Source organism: Microbacterium sp. 01T413_2, from assembly GCF_056398985.1.
In genome coordinates, this window is sequence record NZ_JBFTQL010000018.1 from 1 (window position 1) to 25,182 (window position 25,182).

At 68.6% G+C, this 25,182-nt stretch carries 22 protein-coding genes and 2 tRNA genes; 7 read left to right on the top strand and 17 right to left on the bottom strand.

Features of this window, described 5'->3' with window-relative positions:
• Positions 1-12: 12 nt before the first annotated feature.
• The 3 genes from AC1DMN_RS10730 to AC1DMN_RS10740 form a co-directional block, all read right to left on the bottom strand.
• Positions 13-1,272 (bottom strand): ABC transporter substrate-binding protein, encoded by a 1,260-nt coding sequence (locus AC1DMN_RS10730; protein WP_477230521.1) that lies wholly within the window; start codon positions 1,270-1,272, stop codon positions 13-15.
• 195 nt (positions 1,273-1,467) lie between these two features.
• The gene (locus AC1DMN_RS10735) at positions 1,468-1,671 is read right to left on the bottom strand and encodes a hypothetical protein (protein WP_477384202.1); all 204 of its coding nucleotides are present in this window, start codon (positions 1,669-1,671) and stop codon (positions 1,468-1,470) included.
• Between the two features lie 57 nt (positions 1,672-1,728).
• Entirely contained in the window at positions 1,729-2,094 is a 366-nt protein-coding gene (locus AC1DMN_RS10740) for a cupin domain-containing protein (RefSeq protein ID WP_440735018.1), read from the bottom strand.
• Positions 2,095-2,296: 202 nt separating this feature from the next.
• On the opposite strand from AC1DMN_RS10740, the gene AC1DMN_RS10745 reads away from it, so the two are divergent.
• Complete coding sequence (locus AC1DMN_RS10745; protein ID WP_477230523.1) at positions 2,297-3,871, top strand: amino acid permease; 1,575 nt, start codon at positions 2,297-2,299, stop codon at positions 3,869-3,871.
• A gap of 146 nt (positions 3,872-4,017) precedes the next feature.
• Here the strand turns inward: AC1DMN_RS10745 and AC1DMN_RS10750 are convergent, their stop codons facing one another.
• Genes AC1DMN_RS10750 through AC1DMN_RS10760 form a run of 3 tightly spaced genes read right to left on the bottom strand, consistent with a single transcriptional unit; the run spans position 4,018 to position 7,447 of the window.
• Complete coding sequence (locus AC1DMN_RS10750) at positions 4,018-4,863, bottom strand: transglutaminase family protein (protein WP_477230524.1); 846 nt, start codon at positions 4,861-4,863, stop codon at positions 4,018-4,020.
• The gene (locus AC1DMN_RS10755; protein ID WP_441975482.1) at positions 4,860-5,789 is read right to left on the bottom strand and encodes an alpha-E domain-containing protein; all 930 of its coding nucleotides are present in this window, start codon (positions 5,787-5,789) and stop codon (positions 4,860-4,862) included. Before AC1DMN_RS10755 ends, AC1DMN_RS10750 begins: the two co-directional genes overlap by 4 nt.
• Positions 5,783-7,447, bottom strand: coding sequence for a circularly permuted type 2 ATP-grasp protein (locus AC1DMN_RS10760; protein ID WP_477384204.1), 1,665 nt, complete (start codon positions 7,445-7,447; stop codon positions 5,783-5,785). Before AC1DMN_RS10760 ends, AC1DMN_RS10755 begins: the two co-directional genes overlap by 7 nt.
• 250 nt (positions 7,448-7,697) lie before the next feature.
• Between AC1DMN_RS10760 and AC1DMN_RS10765 the strand changes: the two genes are divergently transcribed.
• From AC1DMN_RS10765 to AC1DMN_RS10775, 3 genes are all read left to right on the top strand, one after another.
• Entirely contained in the window at positions 7,698-9,236 is a 1,539-nt protein-coding gene (locus tag AC1DMN_RS10765) for an APC family permease (protein ID WP_477230526.1), read from the top strand.
• A gap of 172 nt (positions 9,237-9,408) precedes the next feature.
• On the top strand, positions 9,409-11,085 hold the full coding sequence (locus tag AC1DMN_RS10770) for a purine-cytosine permease family protein (RefSeq protein WP_477230569.1): 1,677 nt from the start codon (positions 9,409-9,411) through the stop codon (positions 11,083-11,085).
• 147 nt (positions 11,086-11,232) lie between these two features.
• Positions 11,233-11,616, top strand: coding sequence for an MmcQ/YjbR family DNA-binding protein (locus AC1DMN_RS10775; RefSeq protein ID WP_440735012.1), 384 nt, complete (start codon positions 11,233-11,235; stop codon positions 11,614-11,616).
• A 62-nt stretch (positions 11,617-11,678) separates the two neighbouring features.
• Here the strand turns inward: AC1DMN_RS10775 and AC1DMN_RS10780 are convergent.
• The 6 genes from AC1DMN_RS10780 to serS all read right to left on the bottom strand — a co-directional run bounded on the left by AC1DMN_RS10780 (position 11,679) and on the right by serS (position 16,829).
• Positions 11,679-11,770, bottom strand: a tRNA-Ser gene (locus AC1DMN_RS10780).
• 64 nt (positions 11,771-11,834) lie between these two features.
• Positions 11,835-13,082, bottom strand: coding sequence for an LCP family protein (locus tag AC1DMN_RS10785; RefSeq protein ID WP_477384206.1), 1,248 nt, complete (start codon positions 13,080-13,082; stop codon positions 11,835-11,837).
• Between the two features lie 27 nt (positions 13,083-13,109).
• Positions 13,110-14,366: an LCP family protein gene (locus tag AC1DMN_RS10790; RefSeq protein ID WP_477230528.1), complete on the bottom strand. Its 1,257-nt coding sequence runs from the start codon at positions 14,364-14,366 to the stop codon at positions 13,110-13,112.
• A gap of 59 nt (positions 14,367-14,425) precedes the next feature.
• A tRNA-Ser gene (locus tag AC1DMN_RS10795) sits at positions 14,426-14,510 on the bottom strand.
• A gap of 136 nt (positions 14,511-14,646) precedes the next feature.
• Positions 14,647-15,495 (bottom strand): HAD family hydrolase, encoded by an 849-nt coding sequence (locus tag AC1DMN_RS10800; protein ID WP_477230529.1) that lies wholly within the window; start codon positions 15,493-15,495, stop codon positions 14,647-14,649.
• Positions 15,492-16,829, bottom strand: coding sequence for a serine--tRNA ligase (serS, locus tag AC1DMN_RS10805; protein ID WP_477230530.1), 1,338 nt, complete (start codon positions 16,827-16,829; stop codon positions 15,492-15,494). Before serS ends, AC1DMN_RS10800 begins: the two co-directional genes overlap by 4 nt.
• Before the next feature lie 133 nt (positions 16,830-16,962).
• Between serS and AC1DMN_RS10810 the strand changes: the two genes are divergently transcribed.
• Positions 16,963-17,958 carry a diacylglycerol/lipid kinase family protein gene (locus AC1DMN_RS10810; protein ID WP_477230531.1) on the top strand — a complete coding sequence of 332 codons (996 nt, stop codon included), beginning with the start codon at positions 16,963-16,965 and terminating at the stop codon, positions 17,956-17,958.
• Positions 17,959-17,964: 6 nt separating this feature from the next.
• Here the strand turns inward: AC1DMN_RS10810 and AC1DMN_RS10815 are convergent, their stop codons facing one another.
• The 4 genes from AC1DMN_RS10815 to AC1DMN_RS10830 form a co-directional block, all read right to left on the bottom strand.
• Positions 17,965-18,684: a hypothetical protein gene (locus AC1DMN_RS10815; RefSeq protein ID WP_477230532.1), complete on the bottom strand. Its 720-nt coding sequence runs from the start codon at positions 18,682-18,684 to the stop codon at positions 17,965-17,967.
• Between the two features lie 70 nt (positions 18,685-18,754).
• Positions 18,755-20,215: a cardiolipin synthase gene (gene cls, locus AC1DMN_RS10820; RefSeq protein WP_440735005.1), complete on the bottom strand. Its 1,461-nt coding sequence runs from the start codon at positions 20,213-20,215 to the stop codon at positions 18,755-18,757.
• Between the two features lie 106 nt (positions 20,216-20,321).
• Positions 20,322-20,498 (bottom strand): hypothetical protein, encoded by a 177-nt coding sequence (locus AC1DMN_RS10825; RefSeq protein WP_309336988.1) that lies wholly within the window; start codon positions 20,496-20,498, stop codon positions 20,322-20,324.
• A gap of 104 nt (positions 20,499-20,602) precedes the next feature.
• Positions 20,603-20,959, bottom strand: a complete 357-nt coding sequence (locus AC1DMN_RS10830) for a winged helix-turn-helix transcriptional regulator (protein WP_440735004.1) — start codon at positions 20,957-20,959, stop codon at positions 20,603-20,605.
• Positions 20,960-21,053: 94 nt separating this feature from the next.
• Here AC1DMN_RS10830 and AC1DMN_RS10835 point away from each other — a divergent pair, with 94 nt between their 5' ends.
• Both AC1DMN_RS10835 and AC1DMN_RS10840 read left to right on the top strand, forming a co-directional pair.
• Positions 21,054-21,908 carry an SDR family oxidoreductase gene (locus AC1DMN_RS10835; protein ID WP_477230533.1) on the top strand — a complete coding sequence of 285 codons (855 nt, stop codon included), beginning with the start codon at positions 21,054-21,056 and terminating at the stop codon, positions 21,906-21,908.
• 271 nt (positions 21,909-22,179) lie between these two features.
• Positions 22,180-23,451, top strand: a complete 1,272-nt coding sequence (locus tag AC1DMN_RS10840) for a DUF4192 family protein (RefSeq protein WP_477230534.1) — start codon at positions 22,180-22,182, stop codon at positions 23,449-23,451.
• Positions 23,452-23,570: 119 nt separating this feature from the next.
• On the opposite strand, the gene lysS is transcribed toward AC1DMN_RS10840, so the two are convergent.
• Positions 23,571-25,097 carry a lysine--tRNA ligase gene (lysS, locus tag AC1DMN_RS10845; RefSeq protein ID WP_477230535.1) on the bottom strand — a complete coding sequence of 509 codons (1,527 nt, stop codon included), beginning with the start codon at positions 25,095-25,097 and terminating at the stop codon, positions 23,571-23,573.
• Between the last annotated feature and the right edge of the window lie 85 nt (positions 25,098-25,182).

Below are 25,182 nucleotides of genomic sequence, written 5' to 3' on the forward strand. Positions count from 1 at the left end.
GTCCGGAGTGGGTCATTTGCCGAGCGTCTGAGAAACCTGCGCAGAGGCAGACTTGAGGAGGGCCGAGGGATCGCCGCCGGTCAGAGACTTCTGCGTGGCTTCGTCGACCGCGGCGAGCACGTCGGTGCTGTCGGCGACGCCGGGCAGGAGCGGGCGGGCCGTACCGGCGAGCTCGGTGAGGGACGCGACCACCGGGTTCGACGAGACGGCCGAGGCAGGAACGTCGGAGCGCAGCGGCGGCCAGCCGGATCCCAGCGACCACTTCGTCGCCACGTCTTTCGTGAAGAAGTAGGCGAAGAACTTCTCGGCTGCCGCCTTCTTGGCGGGATCCGCCTGCGCCGTCACGGCGGCGGAGATGCCGATCGCCGACACGGCATCGGCCTTCGGGCCGGCGGGGACGCCGGCGATGCCGTAGTCGATCTTGTTCTCCGTCGCCACGGAAGCCATCCACGGACCTCCGATCTCCATGGCCGCCTTGCCGGACGAGAACAGCTTGTCGGCGGCGACGCCGTCGAGACCGGTCGGAGAGATCTTGCCGTCCTTCACCGCGGTTGCCCAGTAGGAGAGCGTTTCGGCGTTCGCGCTCGAGTCGAGCACGGACTTCCCGTTGTCCACGATCCCGCCGCCGTTGCCGTAGAACAGGGTGGGCCACACGCCGTTTCCGACGGTGGCGTGATCGGGCAGCGCGAGGCCGTACCGCTCTGGCGTGCCGTCACCGTCGGCGTCGACCGTGAGCTTCTTGGCGTCGGCGACCCATTCGTCCCACGACTTCGGGAAGGACGTGATGCCGGCCTTGTCGAAGAGGGCCTTGTTGTAGATGACCGAGAGCGGCACGAAGCCGGTGGGGATTCCGTAGTACGAGCCGTCGACCTTCTCCATCTCGACCGCGCTCTTGTTGAGCGAGGCACTTGTCACGGCGTCGCTCGCATAGAAGTCGTCGAGCTTGGCGAATGCTCCCTTGCCGGCGTAGACCGGAAGGTTCTCCGCGGGCAGGGCGACGATGTCCGGCCCGGTCTTGGCGGACAGCGCGGGCAGCAGGGTGTCGCCGATGACGGCCCAGGTCTTGGTCTCGGTCTTGATCGTGATGCCCTTCTGGGACTTGTTGAAGTCCTGGACGATCTGGTCGAGCACCTTGCCGTCGGCCTCGGTGTAGCCGTGCCAGAAGGTGAGCGTCACGGGTGCCGAGGAAGCGGATCCGGTTGATCCGGAGCATCCGGTCAGCGCTGCGGTGACGCCGGCGGCGACCACGGCGGCCGCAAGCAGTTTCTTCATTGAATGCCTCTCGTGATTCCGATCGCCTCTGATCGGTCGGGTTTACAACGTTGTACTTCAACGTTGTAAACCCGAGTTTAGACACGCGGATCTGGTACGTCAACGCCTGCTTGTCACGACTTCGACACGACGGGATCACCCGCGGCGCTGCGGCCCTCCTTCGCGACGCTCCGGCACAGCTGAGCGGCGTGATGCCTAAGCGATAACGGCGCCGAGGGCGCCGAACCAGAGCGCGAGGAACCACAACGGCGGCCCGGCGTGACCGGTCGCTGTCCGTACCAGGATGAACACGCCCGCGACGACGAGGATCGACATGATGAGCAATTGGAACCCCACCCACACGACCGGCAGCGACCAGGTCTGGATCCCGGTCKCCTCGTCCCGTTCATCGCGCGTCATGGCTCCCCCTCTGGAGTGCTGTCGGCTGACAGTACCAACGCGCGGCGACGCCCGCTGCTAACTGAGCTCGCGCAGCTGCGCCGTCCGATCTCCACCCGCGTCCCCGGTGTTGAGCGTCCCCTGGGGCTCGAACAGGATCGCCTGGACTTCTCCCTCTGCCTTCGGGCAGTGTTCGACGCCCCGCGGCACGACGAAGAGGTCGTTCGGGTTCAACACGACATCCCGATCTCGGAGCTGGATCGTGAGCTGTCCACTCACCACCATGAAGAGCTCATCGGTCTCGGGGTGCGTGTGCCAGACGAACTCGCCCTGCAGCTTGACCACCTTGAGGTCGTAGTCGTTGATGCTCGCGAGTCGATGCGGCTGCCAATGCTCGCCGATCGTAGAGAGCGCTTCGTGCACGTTGCGAACGTCATCTGCCATGCAGCCGAGCCTAACCGCGCGGCATTCTCAGACATGACGCGCAAATCGTCCTGCGAAACGTGTGTGATCTCCGAGAAACGACGATGTAACGCCCCTCCATGAAACTGGCGCCTTACCGCGGAGCACGGCCCGAGCATCGAGGATCCCGGGAGGCATCTCCGGACTCGGCCGGCTCCAGCCCTTCCAGTGAAAGGAGTCTCTGATGAGCACTTCTCCTGAACACGGCCCGACCCTCGACCCCGAGGACGCCCTCGAGAACGAGCGCGAGCTGACCGGCGACCGCACCATGGCCGTCGAAGACTTCTCCAAAGAGGACGCGGGTTATCACAAGGCGCTCAAGCCCCGGCAGATCCAGATGATCGCGATCGGCGGCGCCATCGGCACCGGCCTCTTCATGGGCGCCGGCGGCCGACTCGCCTCCAGCGGACCCGCCCTCATCCTCGTCTACGCCGTCTGCGGCTTCTTCGCCTTCCTCATCCTCCGCGCCCTCGGCGAACTCGTCCTGCACCGCCCCTCCTCCGGATCCTTCGTCTCCTACGCCCGCGAGTTCTACGGCGAGAAGATGGCCTTCGTCAGCGGCTGGCTCTACTTCCTCAACTGGGCCATGACCTCCATCGTCGACGTCACCGCCGCCGCCCTCTACGTCAAGTTCTGGGCCCACTACTGGCCGCCCCTGCAAGCCGTCCCGCAATGGGTGATCGCCCTCGTCGCCCTCGTCGTCGTGCTGTCCCTCAACCTCGTCAGCGTGAAGCTCTTCGGCGAGATGGAGTTCTGGTTCGCGATGATCAAGGTCACCGCACTGGTCCTGTTCCTCGTGATCGGCACCTGCGTGATCGTCTTCCACGGCACGACCGACATCGGTGTGACCGGATTCTCCGTGATCACCGACCACGGCGGGATCTTCCCCACCGGCGCCGTGGCGCCGCTCCTCGCGATCTCCGGCGTGGTCTTCGCGTACGCCGCCATCGAGCTGGTCGGCACGGCCGCGGGCGAGACGGCGGAGCCGGCGAAGGTCATGCCGAAGGCCGTCAACACCGTCGTGATCCGGATCGCGATCTTCTACGTCGGATCCGTGCTGCTGCTCTCCCTGCTGCTGCCGTTCAGCACGTACAAGGCCGGGGAGTCGCCGTTCGTGACCTTCTTCTCCCACCTCGGGGGCGCCGAAACCGGCGCCGTGGCCGGCTCGGTCATGAACTTCGTCGTGCTCACCGCCGCCCTGTCCAGCCTGAATGCCGGGCTGTACTCCACCGGCCGCATCCTGCGCTCCATGTCCGTCAACGGCTCCGCACCCCGCTTCACCGCCCGGATGAGCCGCAACGGCGTCCCCTACGGCGGCATCCTGCTCACCGCCGTCATCACCTTCGCCGGCGTCGGGATCAACGCACTGTGGCCCTCTCAGGCGTTCGAGATCGTGCTCGAGGTCTCCGCACTCGGCATCATCGGGGGCTGGGCCACCATCATCCTGTGCCAGCTCAAGTTCCACTCGCTCACCAAGAAGGGCGTGCTGCGGCGCACGTCGTTCCGGATGTTCGGCGCTCCCTACACCGGCTATCTCACCCTCGCGTTCCTGGCCTTCGTGCTCGTGACCATGGGCTTCTCCGAGGTGGGCCGCTGGGTGCTGCTCTCCCTCATCGTGATCATCCCGGCGCTCATCGTCGGGTGGTTCGCCGCCCGCAAGGGGATCCTCGCCGCGGCGCGCGAACGCGAGGGCTTCACGGGCAAGCACCCTGTGGTGGCGCACCGCCAGGCGACCGAGGCGCTGCGTTCCGACGGCTGACCGGTACCGCAGACCTCGGCCCTCCCGGATGAAGTCAGGGAGGGCCGAGGTCATTCTCGCGAAGCAGGTCGGATCCGCCCCGGACGACTTCGCCCCGAGCGTCCGAAGACGCCCGGGGCGGGATCCGTCAGGTCACGACGGCCGCGTCACTCCAGCCGTGTGATGTCGACCGAGACGAACAGCTCCGACGCGCCGGATCCGGCGTAGACCCCGCGAAGAGGCGCGATGTCGGAATAATCGCGGCCGACGCCCACGAACACATGCGACGGGCCGATCTCGACGAGGTTGGTGGGGTCGTACCCGCACCACCGGCCCGAGAACCACTCCACCCAGGCGTGCGACTCGCCCACGACGGTCTCCCCCACCTTCGGATCCGCGTCCGGATGCAGATAGCCCGAAACGTACCGGGACGGAATGCCTGCGGCGCGGAGCATCCCGAGCGTCACATGTGCGATGTCCTGGCACACCCCTGCGCGCGCGGGCCATGCGTCGCGGGCCGTCGAGTTCACGCCCGTCACGCCGCGGCGGTAGGTCATCGCCTCGCCGACGATCCGGCAGATGGCCGTCGCCGCGTCATCGATGCCGTCGTGCGAGGCCCGGGTCTCGGCCGCGATTTCGCGCATCTGCTCGTCCGGCTGGGTGGCGTGCGTCTGGATCAGCATCTCCGCGACGTCGAGCGACGTCGCTGCGGCGTGTGAGATCTGCGCCCAGCCGATCTCGCGGCCCCGGGCGGGGACCGTCCGCGTCTCGACGACGCTCGTCGCCACGACGGAGAGCTCCTCATGCGGGGTGAGCACCTCGAAGGCGGTCACCGGGGTTCCCCAATGGTCGTTGTAGGTGTTCGGATGCGTCGCCGGCTGAGTCTCGACGCGAGCCTGCAGCACGAGCTGGCGATCCTGCGTGCGCGGCARCATGCGGGCCTCGTTGTACGAGGCTGTCGCGGGCGAGGCGTACTGGAAGCCGGTGCGGTGCACGATCCTGAGCCTGGTCATAGCGTCTCCTCGGTCCAGACGGGTGCGGCGATCGATGGGAAGTACTGGTCCTGCACGGCGTTGCTGATCGTGGAGACGCTCTCCTGCACGTGATGCATGCTGCTCTCCAGCACGAGCACGAGATCCGCCACGGGACGGTACTCCAGATCCGATCGGAGTCGTCCGATCGCCCGTCCCACGGCGTCGGGTGGCAGCAGCGGCGAACTCTGTCCGATGCGCTGCAGGCTCTCCTCGGCGCGGATCACGCTCGACAGCACCGAGCGCGGGAAATGCCGGTCGATCAGGAGGAACTCCGTCGCCGAGGTCGCGGTCGGCATGGACCGATGCACCCGCAGATGGGCGTCGTACGCATCGCAGCTGCGCAGCAGCGTCATCCAGTTGATCGCACCCCCGCCGTCGGTGCGCGCGGCGGAGACCAGCAGCCGCGCGGTCATGTCGGCGGCCTCCAGCGCACGCCCGAGCACGAAGAAATACCAGGCCTCATCACGGCTCATCGACGTCTCGGCGACGCCATAGGTCAGCGCCGCGCGCTCGCGCACCCACTGGAAGAAGGAGTGGGACCGCTCGAAGTCGACGCGCAGCGGCAGACGGGCGTTGGTCGTGTTCAACACCTCCCAGAGGTCCTGGGAGATCACCTCGCGGGCGCGGCGGGCGTTCTCACGGGCGGAGGACAGCGAATGCGCGACGGAGATGGCCCTGGTCCGATCCGTCGCGAGCGCGCGGAGCGCGTCACCGCGACGCGGGTTGCCCCCGGCCGCATCCGGCATGCCCATGACGGACAGCACGGTGCGGCACACCGACTCCTCGTCGGCCCACGGATCCTCGAGCAGCAGCTGCAGGTGCACGTCGAGGATGCGCGCGGTGCCGTCAGCGCGTTCGACATATCGCCCGATCCAGAACAGCGCCTCGGCGATCCGGCTCAGCATGATGCCTCCTCCTGCCGCCGTTGCTGTTGCTGTTGTTGTTGCTGCTGCTGCTGCTGCTGCTGCTGCTGCTGCTGCGGATCATCCAGCGGCGGCACCGGCAGCGGCAGGACCGCTGCCCCGGAGAGGCCGGCAGCGGTCGGCGCGGCGACCCTGGCGGCGCGGATCGTCGCCGACGCCCGCGGCATCGCCGGATCCTCCAGCACCCAGGTGTCCTTCGAGCCGCCGCCCTGGCTCGAGTTCACGACGAGCTGCCCCTCCGGGAGCGCCACGCGGGTGAGGCCGCCCGGCAGCACCCAGATGTCCTCACCGTCGTTGACCGCGAACGGTCGGAGATCGGAGTGCCGGGGTCGGAAGCCGTCGTCCACGAGCGTGGGGATCGTGGACAGCTGCACGACCGGTTGCGCGATCCACCCTCGCGGATCCTCGCCGAGCGTCTTCCGCGCCGCATCGAGCTCGGCACGCGACGCGGCGGGACCCATGATCAGACCCTTGCCCCCGGACCCGTCGACCGGCTTCACGACCAGTTCGTCCAGCCGGTCGAGCACCTCTTCGAGGGCGCCAGGATCCTCCAGCCGCCAGGTGTCGACGTTCGCCAGGATCGGCTCCTCGGAGAGGTAATAGCGGATCAGGTCGGGCACGTAGGTGTAGACGAGCTTGTCGTCGGCGACGCCGTTGCCCACCGCGTTCGCGATCGTGACGTTGCCGAGCCGGGCCGCGTTCAGGATCCCGGCCGCCCCCAGCATCGAGTCGGGGCGGAACTGCTGCGGATCCAGGTACTCGTCATCCACACGGCGGTAGATCACGTCCACCCGGCGCGGGCCGGTGGTGGTGTGCATCCAGACCCGCCCGCCGGAGCAGAACAGATCGCGGCCCTCCACCAGCTCGACGCCCATCAGCCGCGCCAGCAGCGTGTGCTCGTAGTACGCCGAGTTGAACACGCCAGGTGTGAGCACCACGACCGTCGGATCGTCGGCGGCCGACGGAGCCGCCGCGCGCAGGGCGCCGAGCAGGCGGTTCGGATAGTCGACCACGGGCAGCACGCGCATGTCCGCGAACATCTCCGGCACCATCTGCGCCAGCGCCCGCCGGTTGGCGAGCACGTAGCTCACCCCGCTCGGCACCCGGACGTTGTCCTCCAGCACGCGCCACCCACCCGACTCGTCCCGGATGACGTCGATCCCGGCGACCTGGATCCGCACTCCGTTCGCGGCCACGATCCCCGCCGCCTGCCGGTGGAAGTGGCTCGAGGAGGCGATCAGCGGAGCCGGCACCACGCCGTCCGTGACGCACCGGCGTGCGCCGTACACGTCTGCGAGAAACGCCTCCAGCGCCCGCACCCGCTGCGCGACGCCGAGGTCGACCTCGCGCCACTCGTCGGACGCGATCACCCGGGGGACGACGTCGAGCGGGAACGGACGCTCCTCGCCGGCGAAGTCGAAGGTCACACCCTGTGACAGATACGCCCCGGCGAGCGCCTCGACCCGTCCTTGGAGATCGTCCGCCGACATGTCGCTGAGGGCACGGTGGATGGATCGGTACGGATCCCTGGYGGCGAGTTCCGCGCCCGCATCGTGCGCGTCGAACATCTCATCCCAGGGCGAACCGGATCGGGATCCCGCGATCTGTCGACTCCAGTAGCCGGCGAAGGACGTTTCCATGACTGGACCTTTCCACCCGCGCATTTCGCGGGGATTTCCGGCGGAAGTCCGCGATGCAACATGGCGAGCGCGCTCCGGGGCGGTCCGCCGCACGGATCCGGCCGGCCACCTCGTCCGCATATCAGGCACCCTGACTGTCGAAAGTCGGTAAGTGTGCGGATTTCATCGTGATGCACCCGTAACAGATACGTAATTCGTTGTTATTGCGCGGACATTGACTCGAAACCGTATCCCGCATACGGTTCTGTTCATGTCAACAACACCCATCCAGCTGGAACGCCCCGAAGGCAAGGGGCTGGCGGCCGGAACGCTGGGCCTCTGGGGCTCGACCGTCATCGGCCTGGCGTCCACGGCACCGGTGTACTCCCTCGTCGCCTCCCTCGGATGGGTGGTCATCGCGGTCGGAGCCCAGGCGCCCATCGCGTTCGTGCTCGCCTTCGTGCCGATGCTTCTGATCGCCTTCGCCTATCGGGAGCTGAACAACGCGGTTCCCGACTGCGGCACCACCTTCACCTGGGCCACCAAGGCATTCGGTCCCTGGGTGGGCTGGATGGGCGGCTGGGGCGTCGCGGTCGCCGGCATGGTCGTCCTCGCCAACCTCGCGCAGATCGCCTCCGTGTACTTCTGGTCCCTGATCGGCTTCGATCTCGAGAACAGCGACTGGCGCGTCATCCTCGCCGCGGTCGTCTTCATCGCGGCGATGACCTGGGTCAGCTGGCGCGGCGTCGAGATCGGCGAGCGCATCCAGAACGTGCTGCTCGGCATCCAGTACCTCGCTCTCGTCGTCTTCATCGTCGCCGTCTTCTGGCAGATCGCCAGCGGCAACGCTCCGCACGCGATCGACTTCTCCTGGGAGTGGATGAACCCGTTCGCGTTCACCTCGTGGTCGGGATTCACCGAGGCGATCCTCCTCGCCCTCTTCATCTACTGGGGATGGGACACCTGCCTGGCCCTGAACGAGGAGACGAAGGATCCGAAGCGCATCCCCGGCCGGGCCGCGCTGCTGACCTGCGTCATCCTGCTCCTCACCTATGTCGCGGTGACGATCGCCGCCATGATGTACGCGGGTCTCGGCAAGACCGGGACCGGCCTCGGCAACGAGGAGCACGCGGATGACTTCTTCCTCGCGATCAAGGACGGGCTGCTCGGCCCGTTCGGCTGGGTGCTGGTGGTGGCCGTCATCATCTCGGCGATCTCCTCCACACAGACCACGATCCTCCCGACCGCCCGGGGAACGCTCGCGATGGGCGTCTATCGCGCACTTCCCGCGAGGTTCAAGGAGGTGCACCCGGTCTACAAGACCCCGTCGTTCTCGACGATCATCATGGGCATCGTCGCGGTCGCGTACTACGTCGGCATGACGCTGATCAGCGACAACATCCTGCAGGACTCGATCCTCTCGCTCGGCCTGGCCATCGCGTTCTACTACGCGATCACCGGCTTCGCGTGCGTCTGGTACTTCCGCAGGGACATCTTCACCTCGCCGCGCAGCTTCTTCTTCAAGGGACTGTTCCCCCTGCTCGGCGGGCTCATGCTCGCGGCCGCCTTCGTGCAGTCGGCGATCGACATGTGGGATGTCGATTACGGCTACTCGGTGCTCTTCGGCATCGGCGGCACCTTCGTGGTCGGCATCGGCTCGCTCGCTATCGGACTCGTGCTGATGTTCGTCTGGTACCTGTTCCCCCGATCGAAGAGGTTCTTCCAGGGCGAGAGCCTGAATGTCGACACCCAGGTCATGGTCCCGGAGAACCCGACCGAGTTCCCCCGGTCGATCGACGGAGGCATCTGAGATCGGTCGATCCTGGCGAGGTCTCCCGGAACGGGACTTAACAGGATCGCAACACGGCTGACATCGTCGGCGGCTCCCGGGGGAACAGGATGGCTCCACGAGCGGCGCGGGCTCACCTGCACCGCTCGCTCCGTGTCCATCCCCCGACGAACGGATCCGCATGACCATCGAAATGACCCGCCCCGAGGACGCCGGCCCCACAACGACGGGCGAGGGCGGTGAGACGACCGATGCGCGCGCCGCGACCAAGGAGAGCCTCGAGGACTACACGCTGCGCTTCGCGCCGCGCAGCTACCGCAAATGGGCGCCCGGCGTCGTCGCGACCAGCGCCCTGGGCGGAATCGCCTACCTCGCCGACTTTTCGATCGGCGCCAACATCGGCATCACGCACGGCACCGTGAATGCGCTGCTGGGCATCGCCGTCGCCGCCGTGGTGATCTTCGTGACCGGCATCCCGCTCGCGTACTACGCCGCGCGCTACAACCTCGATCTCGACCTCATCACCCGCGGATCCGGTTTCGGATACTACGGATCCGTAATCACCAACGTGATCTTCGCGACCTTCACCTTCATCTTCTTCGCCCTCGAGGGCTCGATCATGGCGCAGGGCCTTCAGCTCGGCCTCGGGATCCCGCTGTGGGCGGGCTATTTCGTGTCCACCGTCATGGTGATCCCGCTGGTGATCTACGGCATGAAGGCGCTGTCCAAGCTGCAGGTGTGGACGACGCCGCTGTGGCTGGTGCTCATGGTGCTGCCCTTCGCATACCTGGTGATCACGCACCCGTCTTCGATCGGCGACTTCTTCTCGTTCCACGGCCAGGGCGACGGATCCGTGTCCTTCTCGTCCGTCATGCTCGCCGCCGGCGTGTGCCTGTCGCTGATCGGGCAGATCGCCGAGCAGATCGACTACCTCCGGTTCATGCCTCCGAAGACGTCGGCGAACCGGCGCCGCTGGTGGGCCGCTGTGATCATCGCCGGCCCGGGATGGGTCGTGTTCGGCGCGATCAAGCAGGCCGTCGGTCTGTTCCTCGCGGTCTACCTGATCTCGACGCTCGACCCGCAGGCGTCTGCGAGCGCGAACGAGCCGGTGCACCAGTTCCTCGGCATCTACCAGCAGATGGTGCCCGGATGGCTGGCCATGACGCTCGCCGTGGTGCTCGTGGTGATCTCGCAGATCAAGATCAACGTGACGAACGCGTACTCCGGATCGCTCGCGTGGACGAACGCGTACACCCGCATCACGAAGAGTTATCCCGGACGCGTGGTCTTCGTCGTCGTGAACGTGGCCATCGCGCTCGTGCTGATGGAGGCCAACATGTTCGCCTTCCTCAACACCGTGCTCGGGTTCTACGCCAACCTCGGCATGGCGTGGATCGTCACGGTCGCGACCGACATCGCGATCAACAAGTACGTCCTGAAGCTCTCGCCGAAGCAGCCAGAGTTCCGCCGCGGCATGCTCTACGCCTGGAACCCGGTCGGGATCGTCGCCCTGCTGCTGAGCGGCGGCATCTCCATCGCGATGTTCTTCGGTGCGTTCGGAGCGGCCGTGCAGCCGTTCTCGCCGGTGTTCGCCGTGCTGATCGCGTTCGTCGCGACCCCGGTCATGGCGATCCTCACTCGCGGCCGCTACTACCTCCGCCGCACGGATGACGGCATCGACCTGCCCCTGCTCGACGCGGATGGCAACCCCAGCGCGGAGAAGCTGCTCGACGTCGCCACCGGCATCTCCTTCGAACGGCCGGACATGCTCGCCTCGGCGGTACCCGGCCCGAACGGCGAGAAGCAGTACATCTCGTCGCTGTCGCTCGCGACCGACCGCAGCGGGGAGCACGTGCTGCCGGCCCAGTGACCCCGGCGACGGATGCGGGGTGCGCGGTTGTCTCCGCGCACCCCGCATCCGTCTGCAGCGCGAGTGATCACGCCGAATGTCGCGGAGGCCCCGGCGAAGCCCCAGGGCGATTCCGTTCGTGTCCGAGGGGATGCCTAGTCTCGACGCATGGCCACGCTCGATGATCTGCGTCGTGTCGCCGCCCGCCTGCCCGGCAGCGAGGAGCGCGCGATGACCGGCGGTGCCGCCTGGTTCGTCCGCAACAAGCTCTTCGCGTGGGAGTGCTCGCCGTGGCCGAGCATCCCGGAAGACCTCCGTGAGGTCATCGCGTCGGAGCTTGTGGTCGGCGTGAAGGTCGCCGACGCGCTCGATGCGCTCGCGTTGCGGGAAATGGCGCCGGACGTGTTCCTCCGCCAGACGACACGGTGGGGCGAGCCGAAGATCGCGTTCCGGATGCGGGCGATCGACGACGATCATCTCGCCGAACTCGTGACCGAGGCATGGCGGGTGCAGGCGCCCCAGTACCTGCGCCGCGAGTTCGACGACGGGTAGATCCTCGTCAGAAAGAGGGCGGCGGGAGGAAACCCTGAAGATGTCTCTGCTCAGGTACTTCGTGGCGGAGACGGAGGGATTTGAACCCTCGGTCCCCTTGCGAGGACTCCACCTTAGCAGGGTGGTGCACTAGGCCTGACTATGCGACGTCTCCAGATGTCCGGCATGCCGAACACCAGGGACCATCCTAACGGGTCCGCGAGGGCCTTGCGAACCGGCTAGGAGTCGCCGCCGTTCGAGCAGGTCTCCTGGTTCGCCGACTGACCCGTGATGTTCTCGGGCAGCGTGACGGGACCGGCCGTCTCGCCGGGTGCCGGCGTCGCCCCATCCGGCGTCGTCGGGTCGGTGGGCGCGGGTGTGGCCGGCACGACAGCATCGCGCTGACCGGTCACCTGGATCCGCTCGTTCGCGGCGAGCGCCGCCCACAGCAGGTCGGCGCTGTCGCGGTCCGGGATGACTTTGACGCCGGGGTTGTCCGGGTCGTCGAACACCGGATAGTTGACGAAGTTGATCTCGTCGAGCGGCACGTCCTTCATCGCCAGCGCGATCTGCACCAGCAGCCTGGGGCTGGTCAGCGTGGTGCTCGGCGTCACGTTGGACATCACGGTGTTCGCGAGCTTCAGCAGTGTGCCGGGGTTGCCGAGCACCTCGGCGGAGACCATCTTGCGCGCAAGTGACGACATGTACACCTGCTGGTTGCTGCCCCGGCTCAGGTCTCCCCCGTCGCCGACGCCGTGCCGCACGCGCAGGAATTGCAGCGCCCAGTAGCCCTGCAGCGTGTGCGTGCCCGGACCCAGCTCGAGGCCGGTGTTGTCCGGGTCGCTGATGCCGTTGGCGACGCACACGTCGACTCCGCCGATCGCGTCCGTGATCTTCATCACGCCGCCCCACGTCACCTTCGCGGCGAACTGGATGTCGAGGCCCGACACCTCGCTGATCGTGCGGTGCACGCACGCAAGGCCGTTCTTCGGGCCGCCGATGCCGATGGCCTCGTTGAGCGGCGCCTTCTCCCTGGGGCTCGTGTCGTTCCCCTCCGAGTCGACGCACGACGGGATCGGCACCATCAGGTCGCGCGGGAACGTGATGACGGTCACCCGTCGCGGGTTGTCCGAGATGTGCAGCAGAAGGTTCGTGTCGTTGCGCTCACCGCCGGCCTCGGGATCCGAGCACCGGTCGCCGAACTGCGCTTTGAAGTCGTCCTCGCAGACGTCGCTGCCGACGAGCAGCATGTTCACGCCGCCCTTGATCGCGCCGATGTCCGGCGGCACCGACTCCTCGCCGTCGAGGGCGACCGCACCCTCTCCGAAGGTGCGGCTCAGGTCGTACGCGACGTATGCCGCGACGCCGACGCCGGAGACCAGCATCACCGCCAGGACGATGCCGACGATCTTCAGGAGCTGGCTCCCCGCGCTCGGGCGGCTCAGCTGGCCGTGCCCGGTAACCGGCCGTYGCGTGCGGGGAGTCATCCCCACACGCTACCGTCGGGAAGCTGCTCAGCCTTCGAAGCCGTTGCCGTTGGAGCAGGTCTGCTGTGCCGCGGACTGGCCGGAGACGTTCTTCGGCAGCTCGACGGGGCCCGAGGTCGCCCCGGGGGTCGGGGTCGCGGACGGATCCGTCGTCGCGGGATCGGTCGTCGCGGGATCCGTCGGCGTCGGCGTCGCGGAGACGACCGCATCGTCGCGCTGGCCGGCGACCTGGATCGGCTGGTTCGCCGCGAGGGCCGCCCAGAGCTGGTCCGCACTGTCGGTGTCCGGCACGACCTTGTTCGGGTTGTCGGGGTCGGTGAGCACCGGGTAGTTCACGAAGTTGATCTGGTCCAGCGGCACGTCCTTCATCGCCAGCGCGATCTGCACGAGCAACGTCGGGCTGGTCAGGGTGGTGCTGGGGGTGACGTTCGACATCACCGTGTTCGCGAGCTTGAGCAGCGTGCCGGGGTTGCCGAGCACCTGTGCGGACACCATCTTGCGTGCCAGCGACGACATGTACACCTGCTGGTTGCTGCCGCGCCCGAGGTCGCTGCCGTCGCCGACGCCGTGCCGGGTGCGCAGGAACTGCAGGGCCTCGTACCCCTGCAGAGTATGCGTGCCCGGCGTGAGCTTGAGCGCGGTGTCGGGATCGTCGATGCCGTTGGCGATGCAGACGTCGACGCCGCCGATGGCGTTCGTGATCTCGATCACGCCGCCCCAGGTGACCTTCGCGGCGAACTGGATGTCGAGCCCGGACACTTTGCTGATCGTGCGGGCGACGCAGTTCAGCCCGCCCGTCTCGAGCGTGACGTTGATCGGCTGCTTGGACATCTCGCTGGTCGCGTTGCCCTGCGCGTCGGTGCACGACGGGATCGGGACCATGAGGTCACGCGGGAACGTGATGACGGTCACCCGTCGCGGGGCGTCGGAGATGTGCAGCAGCAGGTTCGTGTCGTTGCGCTCGCCCTCGTTGCCCGGATCCGAGCAGCGGTCGCCGAACTCCGCAGAGAACTTCGACTCGCAGATGTCGCTGCCCACGAGCAGCATGTTCACGCCGCCCTTGATCGCACCGATGTCCGGCGGCACCGACGCTTCGCCATCCAGAGCGACCGCGTTCGCACTGAACGTGTGGCCCAGGTCGTAGGCGACGTACGCCGCGACGGAGACACCCGAGACGAGCACCACGGCCATGGCGATGCCGAGGATCTTCATCAGCTGGCTCCAGGCGCTCGGACGGCGCAGCTGGCCGTGTCCGGCGACGGGGCGTCGGGATCGGGGCGTCACGCTCACACGGTGCCTTTCACGTTCAGCGGGGTGAACCGCGCCACCCTGCGCTCACTCAGCGGAGAGTGTGGGATTCGAACCCACGGGACATTGCTGCCCACTGGTTTTCAAGACCAGGTCCTTCGGCCGCTCGGACAACTCTCCTCGGCGCGCATGCGCACGCCGAACAGGGGTTGAGTCTAACGGAGAACCGGGTAGCGCCCTGCGAGCGCTTCTCCATTGTGCCCGGACGCGGCTGGGCGGCCGCTGAGTGAAAGCCTGATGGCGGCGCAGAAGAGGATCAGGAGGCCGCGGGAACGGTGAGCACGATCCGCTCGATGGCCGTGGCGAGTCCGCCGTCCTCGACGTCGCCGGTGACCTCGCTGGCCGCAGCCTTGACCTCCTCGGGCGCCTGCCCCATCGCCACCGCGCGGCCTCCGAAGTCGCGCGCCCAGGCGAACATGCCGAGGTCGTTGCGGCCATCTCCGGCGACCATCACGAGGTCGCCCTCGCCGCCGAGCGTCTCCCGCACGCGAGCCAGAGCGGTGCCCTTGTCCACGCCGCGGGGCGCGATGTCAAGCCACGCGGTCCAGCCGATCGCGTACGACACCTCGTTGAGCCCGGCGTCCTGCACGAGCCGGTGGAAGTCGTCCTCATCGTGGCCCGGCGAGACCACGACCACGCGCGACACCTCCTGGGCGCTCAGCTCAGCGAAGGAGACCTGGCGCCCGCCGTCGAGCGTCCAGTCGTCGAGCTCGGCGGTGTATAGGCGCTGGCCGGATCCGAGCTCCACCATGTACCGCGCGTCGGGCAGACGGTCGTGCAGCAGCGCGAGCACGGCGGAGGGGTCGAAGGTCTCCACGTTCCAGCGCTCATAGCCGTCTACGGCGAGGCCTGCTGCGGCCTCCGCGGCCGACCCGATGCGCCGCATGGTGACCGCACCGTTCGAGCACACCACGAACTCGGGGCGGATCTCGAGCTGGTCGAGGAAGCGGTGCGTGCCCATCCAGCTGCGGCCGGTCGCGAGCATGACCTCGTGGCCTGCGTCGCGCGCGCGAGCCACGGCGTCGGGGACGCCCGGGCTCATCGTCTCGTCCTGCAGCAGGATGGTGCCGTCGATGTCGAGGGCGATGAGCCAGGCGTTCGTCATGCGTTCGAGCCCTCGGCCTCCACGGCGCCTTCGACAGGCTCAGGGACCGATGCGGCGCCGAGCGGGCGGAGCACTTCGAGCCCGCCGAGATAGGGACGCAGGACCTCCGGCACCCGCACGGATCCGTCCTCCTGCTGGTGCGTCTCGAGGATCGCGACGATCCAGCGCGTGGTGGCCAGGGTGCCGTTCAGCGTCGCCACGTGCTGGGTCTTCGCCGTGCCCTCCACCGCGTCCGGCCGGTGCCGGATGTCGAGGCGGCGCGCCTGATACGTGGTGCAGTTCGACGTGGAGGTCAGCTCGCGGAATGCGCCCTGCGTGGGCACCCACGCCTCGATGTCGTACTTGCGCGCGGCACTGGATCCGAGATCCCCTGCCGCCACGTCGATCACCCGGTAGGACAGGCCGAGCGCCGTGAGCATCTCCTCCTGCAGGCCGACGAGGCGAAGGTGCTCGGCCTCGGCGTCCTCGGGGGTCGTGTAGACGAACATCTCGAGCTTGTTGAACTGGTGCACGCGGATGATGCCGCGGGTGTCCTTGCCATAGGAACCGGCCTCGCGGCGGTAGCAGGTGGACCAGCCGGCGTAGCGCAGGGCGCCGCGGGACAGGTCGACGATCTCCCCGGAGTGATAGCCGGCCAGGGCCACCTCGCTGGTGCCGACAAGGTAGAGGTCGTCGTCCTTGTCGAGGTGGTAGACCTCGTCGGCGTGCTTGCCGAGGAAGCCGGTCCCCTGCATGATCTCCGGGCGCACCAGCGTGGGCACGATCATCGGGGTGAATCCGGCGGCGAGAGCCTTGTCCAGCGCGAGGTTCATGAGCGCGATCTCGAGCCGCGCACCGATGCCGGTGAGGAAGTAGAACCGGGCGCCGGAGACCTTCGCCCCGCGCTCCATGTCGATCGCGCCGAGGAGCTCGCCGATGGCGAGGTGGTCGCGCGCCTCGAAGTCGAACGTCGGGGTCTCGCCGACCCGGCGCAGCTCGACGAAGTCGTCCTCGCCACCGGCGGGGACTCCGTCGATGACGACGTTCTCGATCGCGGCGAGCGCGTCCGCCGCGACCTCCGCGGCCTCGTTCGACGCGGCCTGCGCCTGCTTCACCCGCTCGGCGAGGTCCTTCGCCTGCGCGACCAGTGCAGCCTTCTCGTCCTTGGGCGCCTTCGCGACCTGCTTGCCGAACGCGTTCTGCTCGGCGCGCAGCTCCTCGAACGCGGAGAGGGCCGCACGGCGCGATCGGTCGGCCTCGATCGCCGCATCGACGGTCTCCGGCGCGTTGCCGCGCGCGGCCTGGGACTGACGGACGAGCTCGGGCTCGTCGCGGAGAAGGGCGAGGTCGATCACCTGACAAGTCTAGGGCGTCGTCTTCGGGCCTCTCTCTGCGTCGAGTCGTCCCCCTGAGCACGGGATATAGGTCGCGCTCAGGGGGACGACTCGATCGAGAGAAGCGCGGGAGGCCGCGGGCTAGGCTGAGCGCATGACTGACGAGGCCGGACGCCCGCGCGCCGCACTCGTCGTCAACCCGGTCAAGGCCGATGCGCCGAAGCTCGTCGAACTGCTGCGCATGCTGTCGGCCGAGGCGGGCTGGGACGCCCCGCTCATCGTCGAGACCTCCGTGCAGGATCCCGGCCAGGAGGCCACCCGCATCGCCCTCGCCGACGGGGCCGCCGCCGTGCTGGTGGCCGGCGGCGACGGCACCGTCCGCGCCGTGTCCGAGACGATGGCGGGCACGGGCGTGCCTCTGGCGATCGTTCCCAGCGGCACGGGCAACCTCCTCGCCCGCAATCTGGGCCTGGCGCTGGACACCCCGTCGACCGTGATCGACGCGGTGTTCCACGGCGACCGCCATCCGGTCGACATCGGCTGGGCGGAACTGACCCGGGCGGACGGGAACGTGCAGAGGCACGGGTTCGTCGTGCTCGCCGGCATCGGACTGGACGCGCACATGATCGCGAACACCCGTCCGGGTCTCAAGAAGTCCGTGGGCTGGGTGGCCTACGTCGACGGCGCCGCGCGCTCCCTGCCCGGCGCGAAGCCGTTCCGCATCATGTACGCGGTGGACGACCTCAAGCTGCACTCGGTCAAGGTGCACAGCATGCTGTTCGCGAACTGCGGGGCGCTGCCCGCGGGCATCGCGCTCATCCCCGACGCCTCGATCACCGACGGCACCCTCGACGTCGCGGTCATCCAGGCGCGCGGTCCGTTCGGATGGCTGGCGGTGTGGCGCACCGTGTGGTGGCAGAACTCGGTGCTGCGTCGCAGCAAGGCCGGGAGGCGCATGATCGAGCTCACCGGATCCGGCGGCTCGATCCGCTACCTCCAGGGCAGCGATGCGGATGCTGCCACCACCGAGCCCGCCCCCGTCGAACTGGACGGCGACGAGTTCGGCGAGGCCGTGCGGATCCATTGCCGGATCGACCCGGGCGCGCTGCTGGTGGCAGTGCCGGCCGGGCACGTGATCAGCCCGGCCTGACCGACGTCAGCCGATGACGGTGACCGTGCCGTCCAGGTGGTCGCCCTTGAGCGTCAACGCGTAGCCGGCAGGATCGGCGGGCGCGTTCACGCCGAGCATCGTGATCCGGGGCACGAAGTCCATGGTGCAGACCTGGGTGGCGTCGGTCTGGAACGTCACGGTCGCCCCGGTCTTGTCCTGATTCTCGGTCAGATCGGTCACGACCGGCCGGCACGTCGAGGATCCCCAGGTCAGGAGCATGATCCCATTGTCGGAGAACCAACCGGCACTGGGTTTGCCATCGCTGCTGCCGCCGGTGCTGAGCGCGCTGCTCCCCTCGAGGGGAAGCCGCCCCTGGAAGCCGCCGCCGTGGAACGACAGGGTCACGTCCTTGGACGCGTCGATGCCTTCGGGGACTCCGATGTACGTCGCCCGCGGCGCGAAGTCGGCCGTGCACACGGCCTTCGGATCCGGTTCGGCGAGCGTCACCATGACCGTCTGCCCGTCGGCCTTCACGTCCTCGGCGACGGGGGTGCAGGCGAGCGAGGAGGACCCGTAGGTGACGAGCCCGATCCCGCGCCCGCCGTCCAGCCAGGCCGCCGCCGGATCCGTGGACGGCTCGGGCGATGCCGTCGAATCGGCGGTCGGGATGGGCGGGCTCACCGGTTCCAGCTGCGCGCAGCCCGCCAGGGCGATCGTCGCGGACGCGGCGATCGCCGCGATGGCCAGAGCGGTGCGGATCCTCATGCGCTCATGCTATCCAGCGCGGATTCGGGCCACCATGCCCCGGGCGGCCCCGCAGTCGCCCGCGCCGACGCTACTGCAGCGACGAGGTGAGCCGGGCGAGGTTGTCCAGCACCGTGGAACGCAGCGGCTGCTGCATCCACTCCTCCAGCGTCAGCTCGCGGCTGAGCGAACGGTAGCGGTCTTCGACCTCGCGCAGCTCCCGCACGAACTCCTCGCCGCGCACGAGCATCGAGATCTCGAGGTTCAGACCGAAAGAGCGCATGTCCATGTTGCTGGATCCGATGACCGCGACATCGTCGTCGATCGTGAGGCTCTTGGTGTGCAGGATGTACGGCTTGCGATACATCCAGATCCGCACGCCGGCGCGCAGCAGCGCCTCGTAGTAACTGCGCTGCGCATGGTAGACGATCGCCTGATCGCCCTCCTCCGAGACGAACAGCTCGACCTGGAGCCCGCGGTCGCATGCCGTCGAGACGGCGAGCAGCAGCGCCTCGTCCGGCACGAAGTAGGGGCTCACGATCATGATCTTGCGCTCAGCGGCGTACAGCAGGCCGAGGAACAGCCGGAGGTTGTTCTCCGCCTCGAAGCCGGGGCCCGAGGGCACGATCTGGCAGTCCAGGTCGCCGCTGCCGCTCTCCGTCGGCGCGAAAGCGACGGAGTCCGGCACGTCGTCGGTCTCGCTGTACCAGTCGGACAGGAAGACCGCGTTCACGCTCCCGACCACGGGACCGTCGACGCGCACCATCAGGTCGACCCAGTGCAGACCGCGCTTGATGTTCTTCGGCAGGTTGTAGGTCGAGTCGGTGACGTTCTGGGATCCGAGGAACGCCACCTCGTTGTCGACGACGAGGAGCTTGCGGTGATTGCGCAGATCGGGGCGCTGCGTGCGTCCCTTGAGCGGCTGCACCGGCAGCATCAGGTGCCAGTCGGCACCCATCGCATCCAGCCGGGCGATGGTCTGCTTGTAACGCGGTTTCCACCGGTTCGCCCAGTGATCCAGCAGCACCCGCACGGGCACGCCGCGGGCGGCCGTCTCCTCCATCGCGCGGAAGAAGTTGTCGGTCGAGGCGTCCGACTGCAGGATGTAGAACTCGACGTGCACGAACTCGGTCGCGTCCCGGATCGCATCGGCCATGGCGTCGAGCGAGGCCTGGTAGTCGGAGATCAGGTGCGCGCCGTTGTCCCCGAACAGCGGCAGGGCCCCGAGGCGCTGGTTCATGCGCACCAGGGAGGCGAGGCTCTCCGGCATCTCCGCATCGGAGCGCCCCAGATGCAGGTCCTTCGTGACCTCGGCGATGGTCTCGTTGATGAGGTCCTGCTTCTTGCGCCTCGCGCGGGGCAGCCGCGGATTCCCGATCAGCAGGAACAGCAGTACCCCGATGTACGGGATGAAGTAGATCGCCAGCAACCACGCCGTCGCGGCCGTGGGGCGGCGGTTGCGCGGCACGACGATGATCGCGATGATGCGGATCGTGAGGTCGATCAGAAGAGCCGCAACCGCGATGATCAGGGCCCACACGTTGGGGTCCATGCGCCACTCCTGACCCGGGAAGAGTCGCCGATCGGCGACTTCGTCCCACAGTAGCGGCTGGAGCGGACAACGCCCGGAGGCGGCTCAGTGGCAGTTCAGTCGCGGCTCAGGAGGAGCGCGGCGGCAGGCCGCGGGCGGCGCGTTCCTCGGCCTCGATCCGCGCGTGCGTCTGCCGCTCGGTGCGGTCGAAGCGCAGGATCCCGCGGAGCACGAACCAGAACACGACGCAGACGACGATCGTGGGGATCACCGACCACGCGGCGGCCACCCAGAATTCGTCCATGCTGCGATCCTACCCGGGGCTCCGGTGGGCCCGCTGGGAGCGGCCATCGCCGTTCCGCCCGAGAGGCACGAGGAGTGCTCGCCGGCGGTCGGGTGCCCGGCGCGCTACACCATTTCCTCGGCGTGCTCGGCGACCCAGGCGACGAGCGGGAGCATCCTCTCCATGAGGTCGCGGCCGAGCGGGGTCAGGCTGTACTCCACGTGGGGCGGGACGGCGGGGAACGACTCCCGGTGCACGAGGCCGTCCGAAGCGAGCGTGCGCAGGGTGGACGCGAGCATCTTCTCGCTGATGCCGTCGACCCGACGGCGCAACTCGCCCCAGCGCAGGGTGTCGTCCGACAGCGCCGAGAGCACCAGGACGCCCCACTTGCTCATGATGTGGTCCAGAACGACGCGCGTCTGGCATCCCTCCTCGAAAAGCCGATCCTGGGATGACCGGATCTGCGCAAAACTAACGACCATGTGGGTACCTTACCTCAAAGTGGGTACCGATCTTCGGGAAGGTGTCCGTTCCGGGATGCGTTGCGACGTGCGAACCCTCTAGGAAAGGAACGCCATGACCATCCTCGTCACCGGTGCCACCGGCCACCTCGGCCGCCTCATCATCGACAGCCTCCTCGCCCGCGGCGTCGACGCGTCGAGCATCCGAGCAGGCGCGCGCGACATCGCCAAGGCATCCGACCTCGCGGCGCGGGGCGTGCAGGTCGTCGCTCTCGACTACGACGCGCCGGAGACCGTCGCGGCGGCGGCGGACGGTGCGGATGCCGTGATGCTCGTCTCGGGCAGCGAGGTGGGCAAGCGCGCCCCGCAGCACCAGGCCGTGATCGACGCAGCGAAGAACGCGGGCGTCGCGAAGCTCGTCTACACGAGCGCCCCGAAGGCGACGACCAGCGATCTTGTGCTCGCCCCGGAGCACAAGGCCACCGAGGAGGCGATCGCGGCCTCCGGACTCCCCGCCGTGATCCTCCGCAACAACTGGTACACCGAGAACTACGCCGCAGACGTCGCGCGGGCGAAGGACACCGGCGTCATCGCCGCCAGCGTCGGCGACGGCCGGATCGCCTCTGCCAGCCGCGCCGACTTCGCGGAAGCGGCCGCCGTGGTGCTCATGGAGGACGGCCACCTCGGCCAGGTCTACGAGCTCGCCGGCGACATCGCCTGGAACTTCGATGACCTCGCCGCCGCGGCGACCGAGATCACCGGCCGCGAGGTCCGGTACACGCCGCTGAGCACCGAGGAGCACGCGGCCGCGCTGGAGGACGCAGGGCTGGACTCCGGGACGGTCTGGTTCGTGACCACGCTCGACGCGGGCATCCGTGCCGGCGCGCTCGCGGAGACCGACGGCACTCTCGCGCGCCTGATCGGACGCCCCACGACCCCCCTCGTCGACGGCTTGCGCGCCGCGATCTGAACGGCGGTGGTCCCGGCCCGCACAGGGGCCGCTGCGCCATGACGGATCCCAAAGGAACCGTGGAGGCTCGCGGAGACGGCGTTCACCCCTCGTCGAGTTCGACAAGGGGTGAACGCCGGCCGCGCAGGCCGACCCGAACTCCCCGCCCTCGTTTCCGCTGGTGCCCTCAGGAGCACTCGATCAGTCCGCACAATCAGACCCGAGTGGATCCTGTTCCCCTGTTCCGTTCCTGACGCGGAGCCGGGTCCGGCCGGATGCCCATCGTGGATCCATGACAACGATCGTCCATGCCGCGGGCGCCGCCGAGCTGCTCGCCGCCATCCCCGTGCTCACCGGCTTCACTCCGCGCGACTCCGTGGTGCTGCTGCCCTTCCGCGGATCGCGCACCGCCGGCGCGCTCCGCTTCGACCTGCCGGCGGGGTCCGTCGGATCCGCTCCTCCCACCGGGCAGCCGTCGCCCTCGTCGGCTCGGGCTCACCGCGGCACAGAACCCGCCGCCTCGACGCCCGCCCCCACCGCGGAGGAGTTCGCCGCGACGGCGATCGGACTGGCCTGCCGCGTCCCCGACACGGATGCGCTGGCGATCACGGTGTACGCCGACGGCGCGGCTCCCGCAGCGGGACCGACGCCCGGCGCGGAGCTTCCATCCTTGGCTGCGTCCGGCGCCGACGTATGGCTCCCTGAGACAGGGCTTCCCGCCGCGTCGCTCGTGGAGGAACTGGTCCGTCGCGCCGAGGCGTGCGGTCTGCACGTGGTCGAGGCGCTGTTCGTCGGGCCCGGATCCTGGGCGGACTACCGCGACCCGCAGGCCGCGCCGCATCCGCTGGCCGAGGTGCCGGCCCCGCCCTCGGTGCCGGGCTTCGCCGGGCCCGCCCCGGATCAGTTCAGCGGCACCGAGCTGCCGTCCCCCGGACTGTTCGCCGCGGAATCCGTCGGCCGCGCGCTCCTCGCCATCGAACGCGTGCTCGGCTCCGCCACCCCCGGGCGCACACCGCCGGCAGCCGTGGAGCGAACGGATCCGAGAGCCCTGGAGACGGCGCTGCTGCTGGACGATCTGCCGTCGTTCCTGGAGGAGGTGCTGGATTCACCCGAGGCGCTGTCGCCGTTCGCGACGGCCGCGCTCGTGTGGATCCTGAACCGTCCGGCACTGCGGGATGTCGCACTCGTGCAGTGGGCCAGCAGCATCGACCGCGGCGACCAGGCGCTGGCCGCTCAGTTGGGCCACGGCTTGAGCGGATCCGCCGTGCCGCCGGACATCGCCGGCATCCTGATCGGGCACGGCCCGCGTCCGGATTGCGATCGCCTGGGCGTGGCTCTGGCCCTGGTCCGCCGCACGATCACGCTCGCCCCACGCCTGGTGCGGGGCGGCCCGCTCGCGGCCGCCGCGTGGTTGTCGTGGGCGATCGGCCGCTCGACGCACGCCGCGCAGTACCTCGATCAGGCGCAGGCCATGGACCCCGAGCTCACCTTCGCGCAGCTGCTGCGCGCGGTGGTCGACGCCGGCATGCTGCCGGACTGGTCCTTCCGCGCCGCCGCAGCGTGACGCCTACGGATCAGGCCGGCGGATCACGCCTACGGATCAGGCCGGCGAGATCAGGCCCGCGGCGGACGTGCTACTTCACCAGGCTCGTCGTCGCGGCTACTTCGTCAGGCTCGTCGCGGCTACTTCACCAGCGGGAACAGGATCGTCTCGCGGATGCCCAGGCCCGTCACGGCCATGAGGAGGCGGTCGATGCCCATGCCCATTCCGCCGGTCGGCGGCATGCCGTGCTCGAGCGCGCGCAGGAACTCCTCGTCCACGCGCATCGCCTCGAGGTCGCCGCCCGCGGCGAGCTTCGCCTGCTCGACGAAGCGCTCGCGCTGAATGACGGGGTCGACGAGCTCGGAGTACCCCGTGGCGAGCTCGAAGCCGCGCACGTAGAGGTCCCACTTCTCCACGACACCCGGGATCGAACGGTGCTCACGCACGAGCGGCGAGGTGTCGACGGGGAAGTCCATGACGAACGTCGGCCGCTCCAGGCCGCCCTTGACGAAGTGCTCCCACAGCTCCTCGATGAGCTTGCCGTGGGTGGCATGCGGCGGGATGTCGACCCCGTTCGCCTCGGCGAACGCGATGAGGTCGGAGACCGGGTCGGACGGGGTGAACGTGCGCCCCGCCGCCTCGGACAAGGAGTCGTACATCGAGATGCGCGCCCACTGCCCGCCGAGGTCGTACTCGGTGCCGTCGGCCCAGGTGACCAGGGTGGATCCGGCGACTGCGATCGCCGCGTTCTGGATCAGCTCCTGCGTCAGGTCGGCGATGCCGTTGTAATCGGAGTACGCCTGGTAGGCCTCGAGCATGGCGAACTCCGGGCTGTGCGTGGAGTCGGCCCCCTCGTTGCGGAAGTTGCGGTTGATCTCGTACACGCGCTCGATCCCGCCGACGACGGCGCGCTTCAGGTAGAGCTCCGGCGCGATGCGCAGGTAGAGCTCGGTGTCGAAGGCGTTCGAGTGCGTGATGAACGGGCGGGCCGAGGCGCCGCCGTGCTGCACCTGCAGCATCGGGGTCTCCACCTCGAGGAAGTCGTGGCTCGTGAAGGTCTGGCGCAGGCTGGCGTTGACCGCGGCGCGGGCGCGCACGGTGCTCCGCGCCTGGTCGCGCAGGATCAGATCGAGGAAGCGGCTGCGCACGCGGCCCTCCTCGCTGAGCTCACCGTAGGCGTTGGGCAGCGGCAGGATCGCCTTGGACGCGATCGTCCAGCTGTCGGCCATGATCGACAACTCACCACGGCGGCTGGAGATCACCTCGCCGTGCACGAACACATGGTCGCCGAGGTCGACGAGCTCCTTCCACTGCGCGAGGGACTCCTCCCCCACGTTGGCGAGCGAGATCATCGCCTGGATCCGGGATCCGTCACCGGCCTGCAGCGAGGCGAAGCAGAGCTTGCCGGTGTTGCGGCTGAACACCACGCGTCCGGCGACGCCGACGAGCACTCCCGTCTCGGCACCCGGCTCGAGCTCGCCGTACTCGGCGCGCAGCTGCGGGATCGTGTGCGAGACCGGCACCGCCACCGGGAAGGCACCGCCCGCGGCATCCGCACGATCGGCGATCAGCCGCTCGCGCTTGGCGAGGCGCACCTCGCGCTGCTCAAAGGTATCGTCCGCCGCAGCGGTGTCGTCGGTGGGCGCGGTGACGGGCGCGTCGGTCATGTGCAGGGCTCCTCGGAAGTCGCCGCCAAGTCTACCGGCGTGCGCCTTCGCGCCCGTCGAGTGCAGTGCGGGGCTGCACGCCGGG

Bases quoted from the DNA above. Each gene is read 5' to 3' on its own strand.
- AC1DMN_RS10730 (WP_477230521.1), bottom strand. From the start codon at position 1,272: ATGAAGAAACTGCTTGCGGCCGCCGTGGTCGCCGCCGGCGTCACCGCA.
- AC1DMN_RS10740 (WP_440735018.1), bottom strand. From the start codon at position 2,094: ATGGCAGATGACGTTCGCAACGTGCACGAAGCGCTCTCTACGATCGGC.
- AC1DMN_RS10745 (WP_477230523.1), top strand. From the start codon at position 2,297: ATGAGCACTTCTCCTGAACACGGCCCGACCCTCGACCCCGAGGACGCC.
- AC1DMN_RS10755 (WP_441975482.1), bottom strand. From the start codon at position 5,789: ATGCTGAGCCGGATCGCCGAGGCGCTGTTCTGGATCGGGCGATATGTC.
- AC1DMN_RS10765 (WP_477230526.1), top strand. From the start codon at position 7,698: ATGTCAACAACACCCATCCAGCTGGAACGCCCCGAAGGCAAGGGGCTG.
- AC1DMN_RS10770 (WP_477230569.1), top strand. From the start codon at position 9,409: ATGACCCGCCCCGAGGACGCCGGCCCCACAACGACGGGCGAGGGCGGT.
- AC1DMN_RS10775 (WP_440735012.1), top strand. From the start codon at position 11,233: ATGGCCACGCTCGATGATCTGCGTCGTGTCGCCGCCCGCCTGCCCGGC.
- AC1DMN_RS10800 (WP_477230529.1), bottom strand. From the start codon at position 15,495: ATGACGAACGCCTGGCTCATCGCCCTCGACATCGACGGCACCATCCTG.
- AC1DMN_RS10810 (WP_477230531.1), top strand. From the start codon at position 16,963: ATGACTGACGAGGCCGGACGCCCGCGCGCCGCACTCGTCGTCAACCCG.
- AC1DMN_RS10815 (WP_477230532.1), bottom strand. From the start codon at position 18,684: ATGAGGATCCGCACCGCTCTGGCCATCGCGGCGATCGCCGCGTCCGCG.
- cls (WP_440735005.1), bottom strand. From the start codon at position 20,215: ATGGACCCCAACGTGTGGGCCCTGATCATCGCGGTTGCGGCTCTTCTG.
- AC1DMN_RS10825 (WP_309336988.1), bottom strand. From the start codon at position 20,498: ATGGACGAATTCTGGGTGGCCGCCGCGTGGTCGGTGATCCCCACGATC.
- AC1DMN_RS10830 (WP_440735004.1), bottom strand. From the start codon at position 20,959: ATGGTCGTTAGTTTTGCGCAGATCCGGTCATCCCAGGATCGGCTTTTC.
- AC1DMN_RS10835 (WP_477230533.1), top strand. From the start codon at position 21,054: ATGACCATCCTCGTCACCGGTGCCACCGGCCACCTCGGCCGCCTCATC.
- AC1DMN_RS10840 (WP_477230534.1), top strand. From the start codon at position 22,180: ATGACAACGATCGTCCATGCCGCGGGCGCCGCCGAGCTGCTCGCCGCC.
- lysS (WP_477230535.1), bottom strand. From the start codon at position 25,097: ATGACCGACGCGCCCGTCACCGCGCCCACCGACGACACCGCTGCGGCG.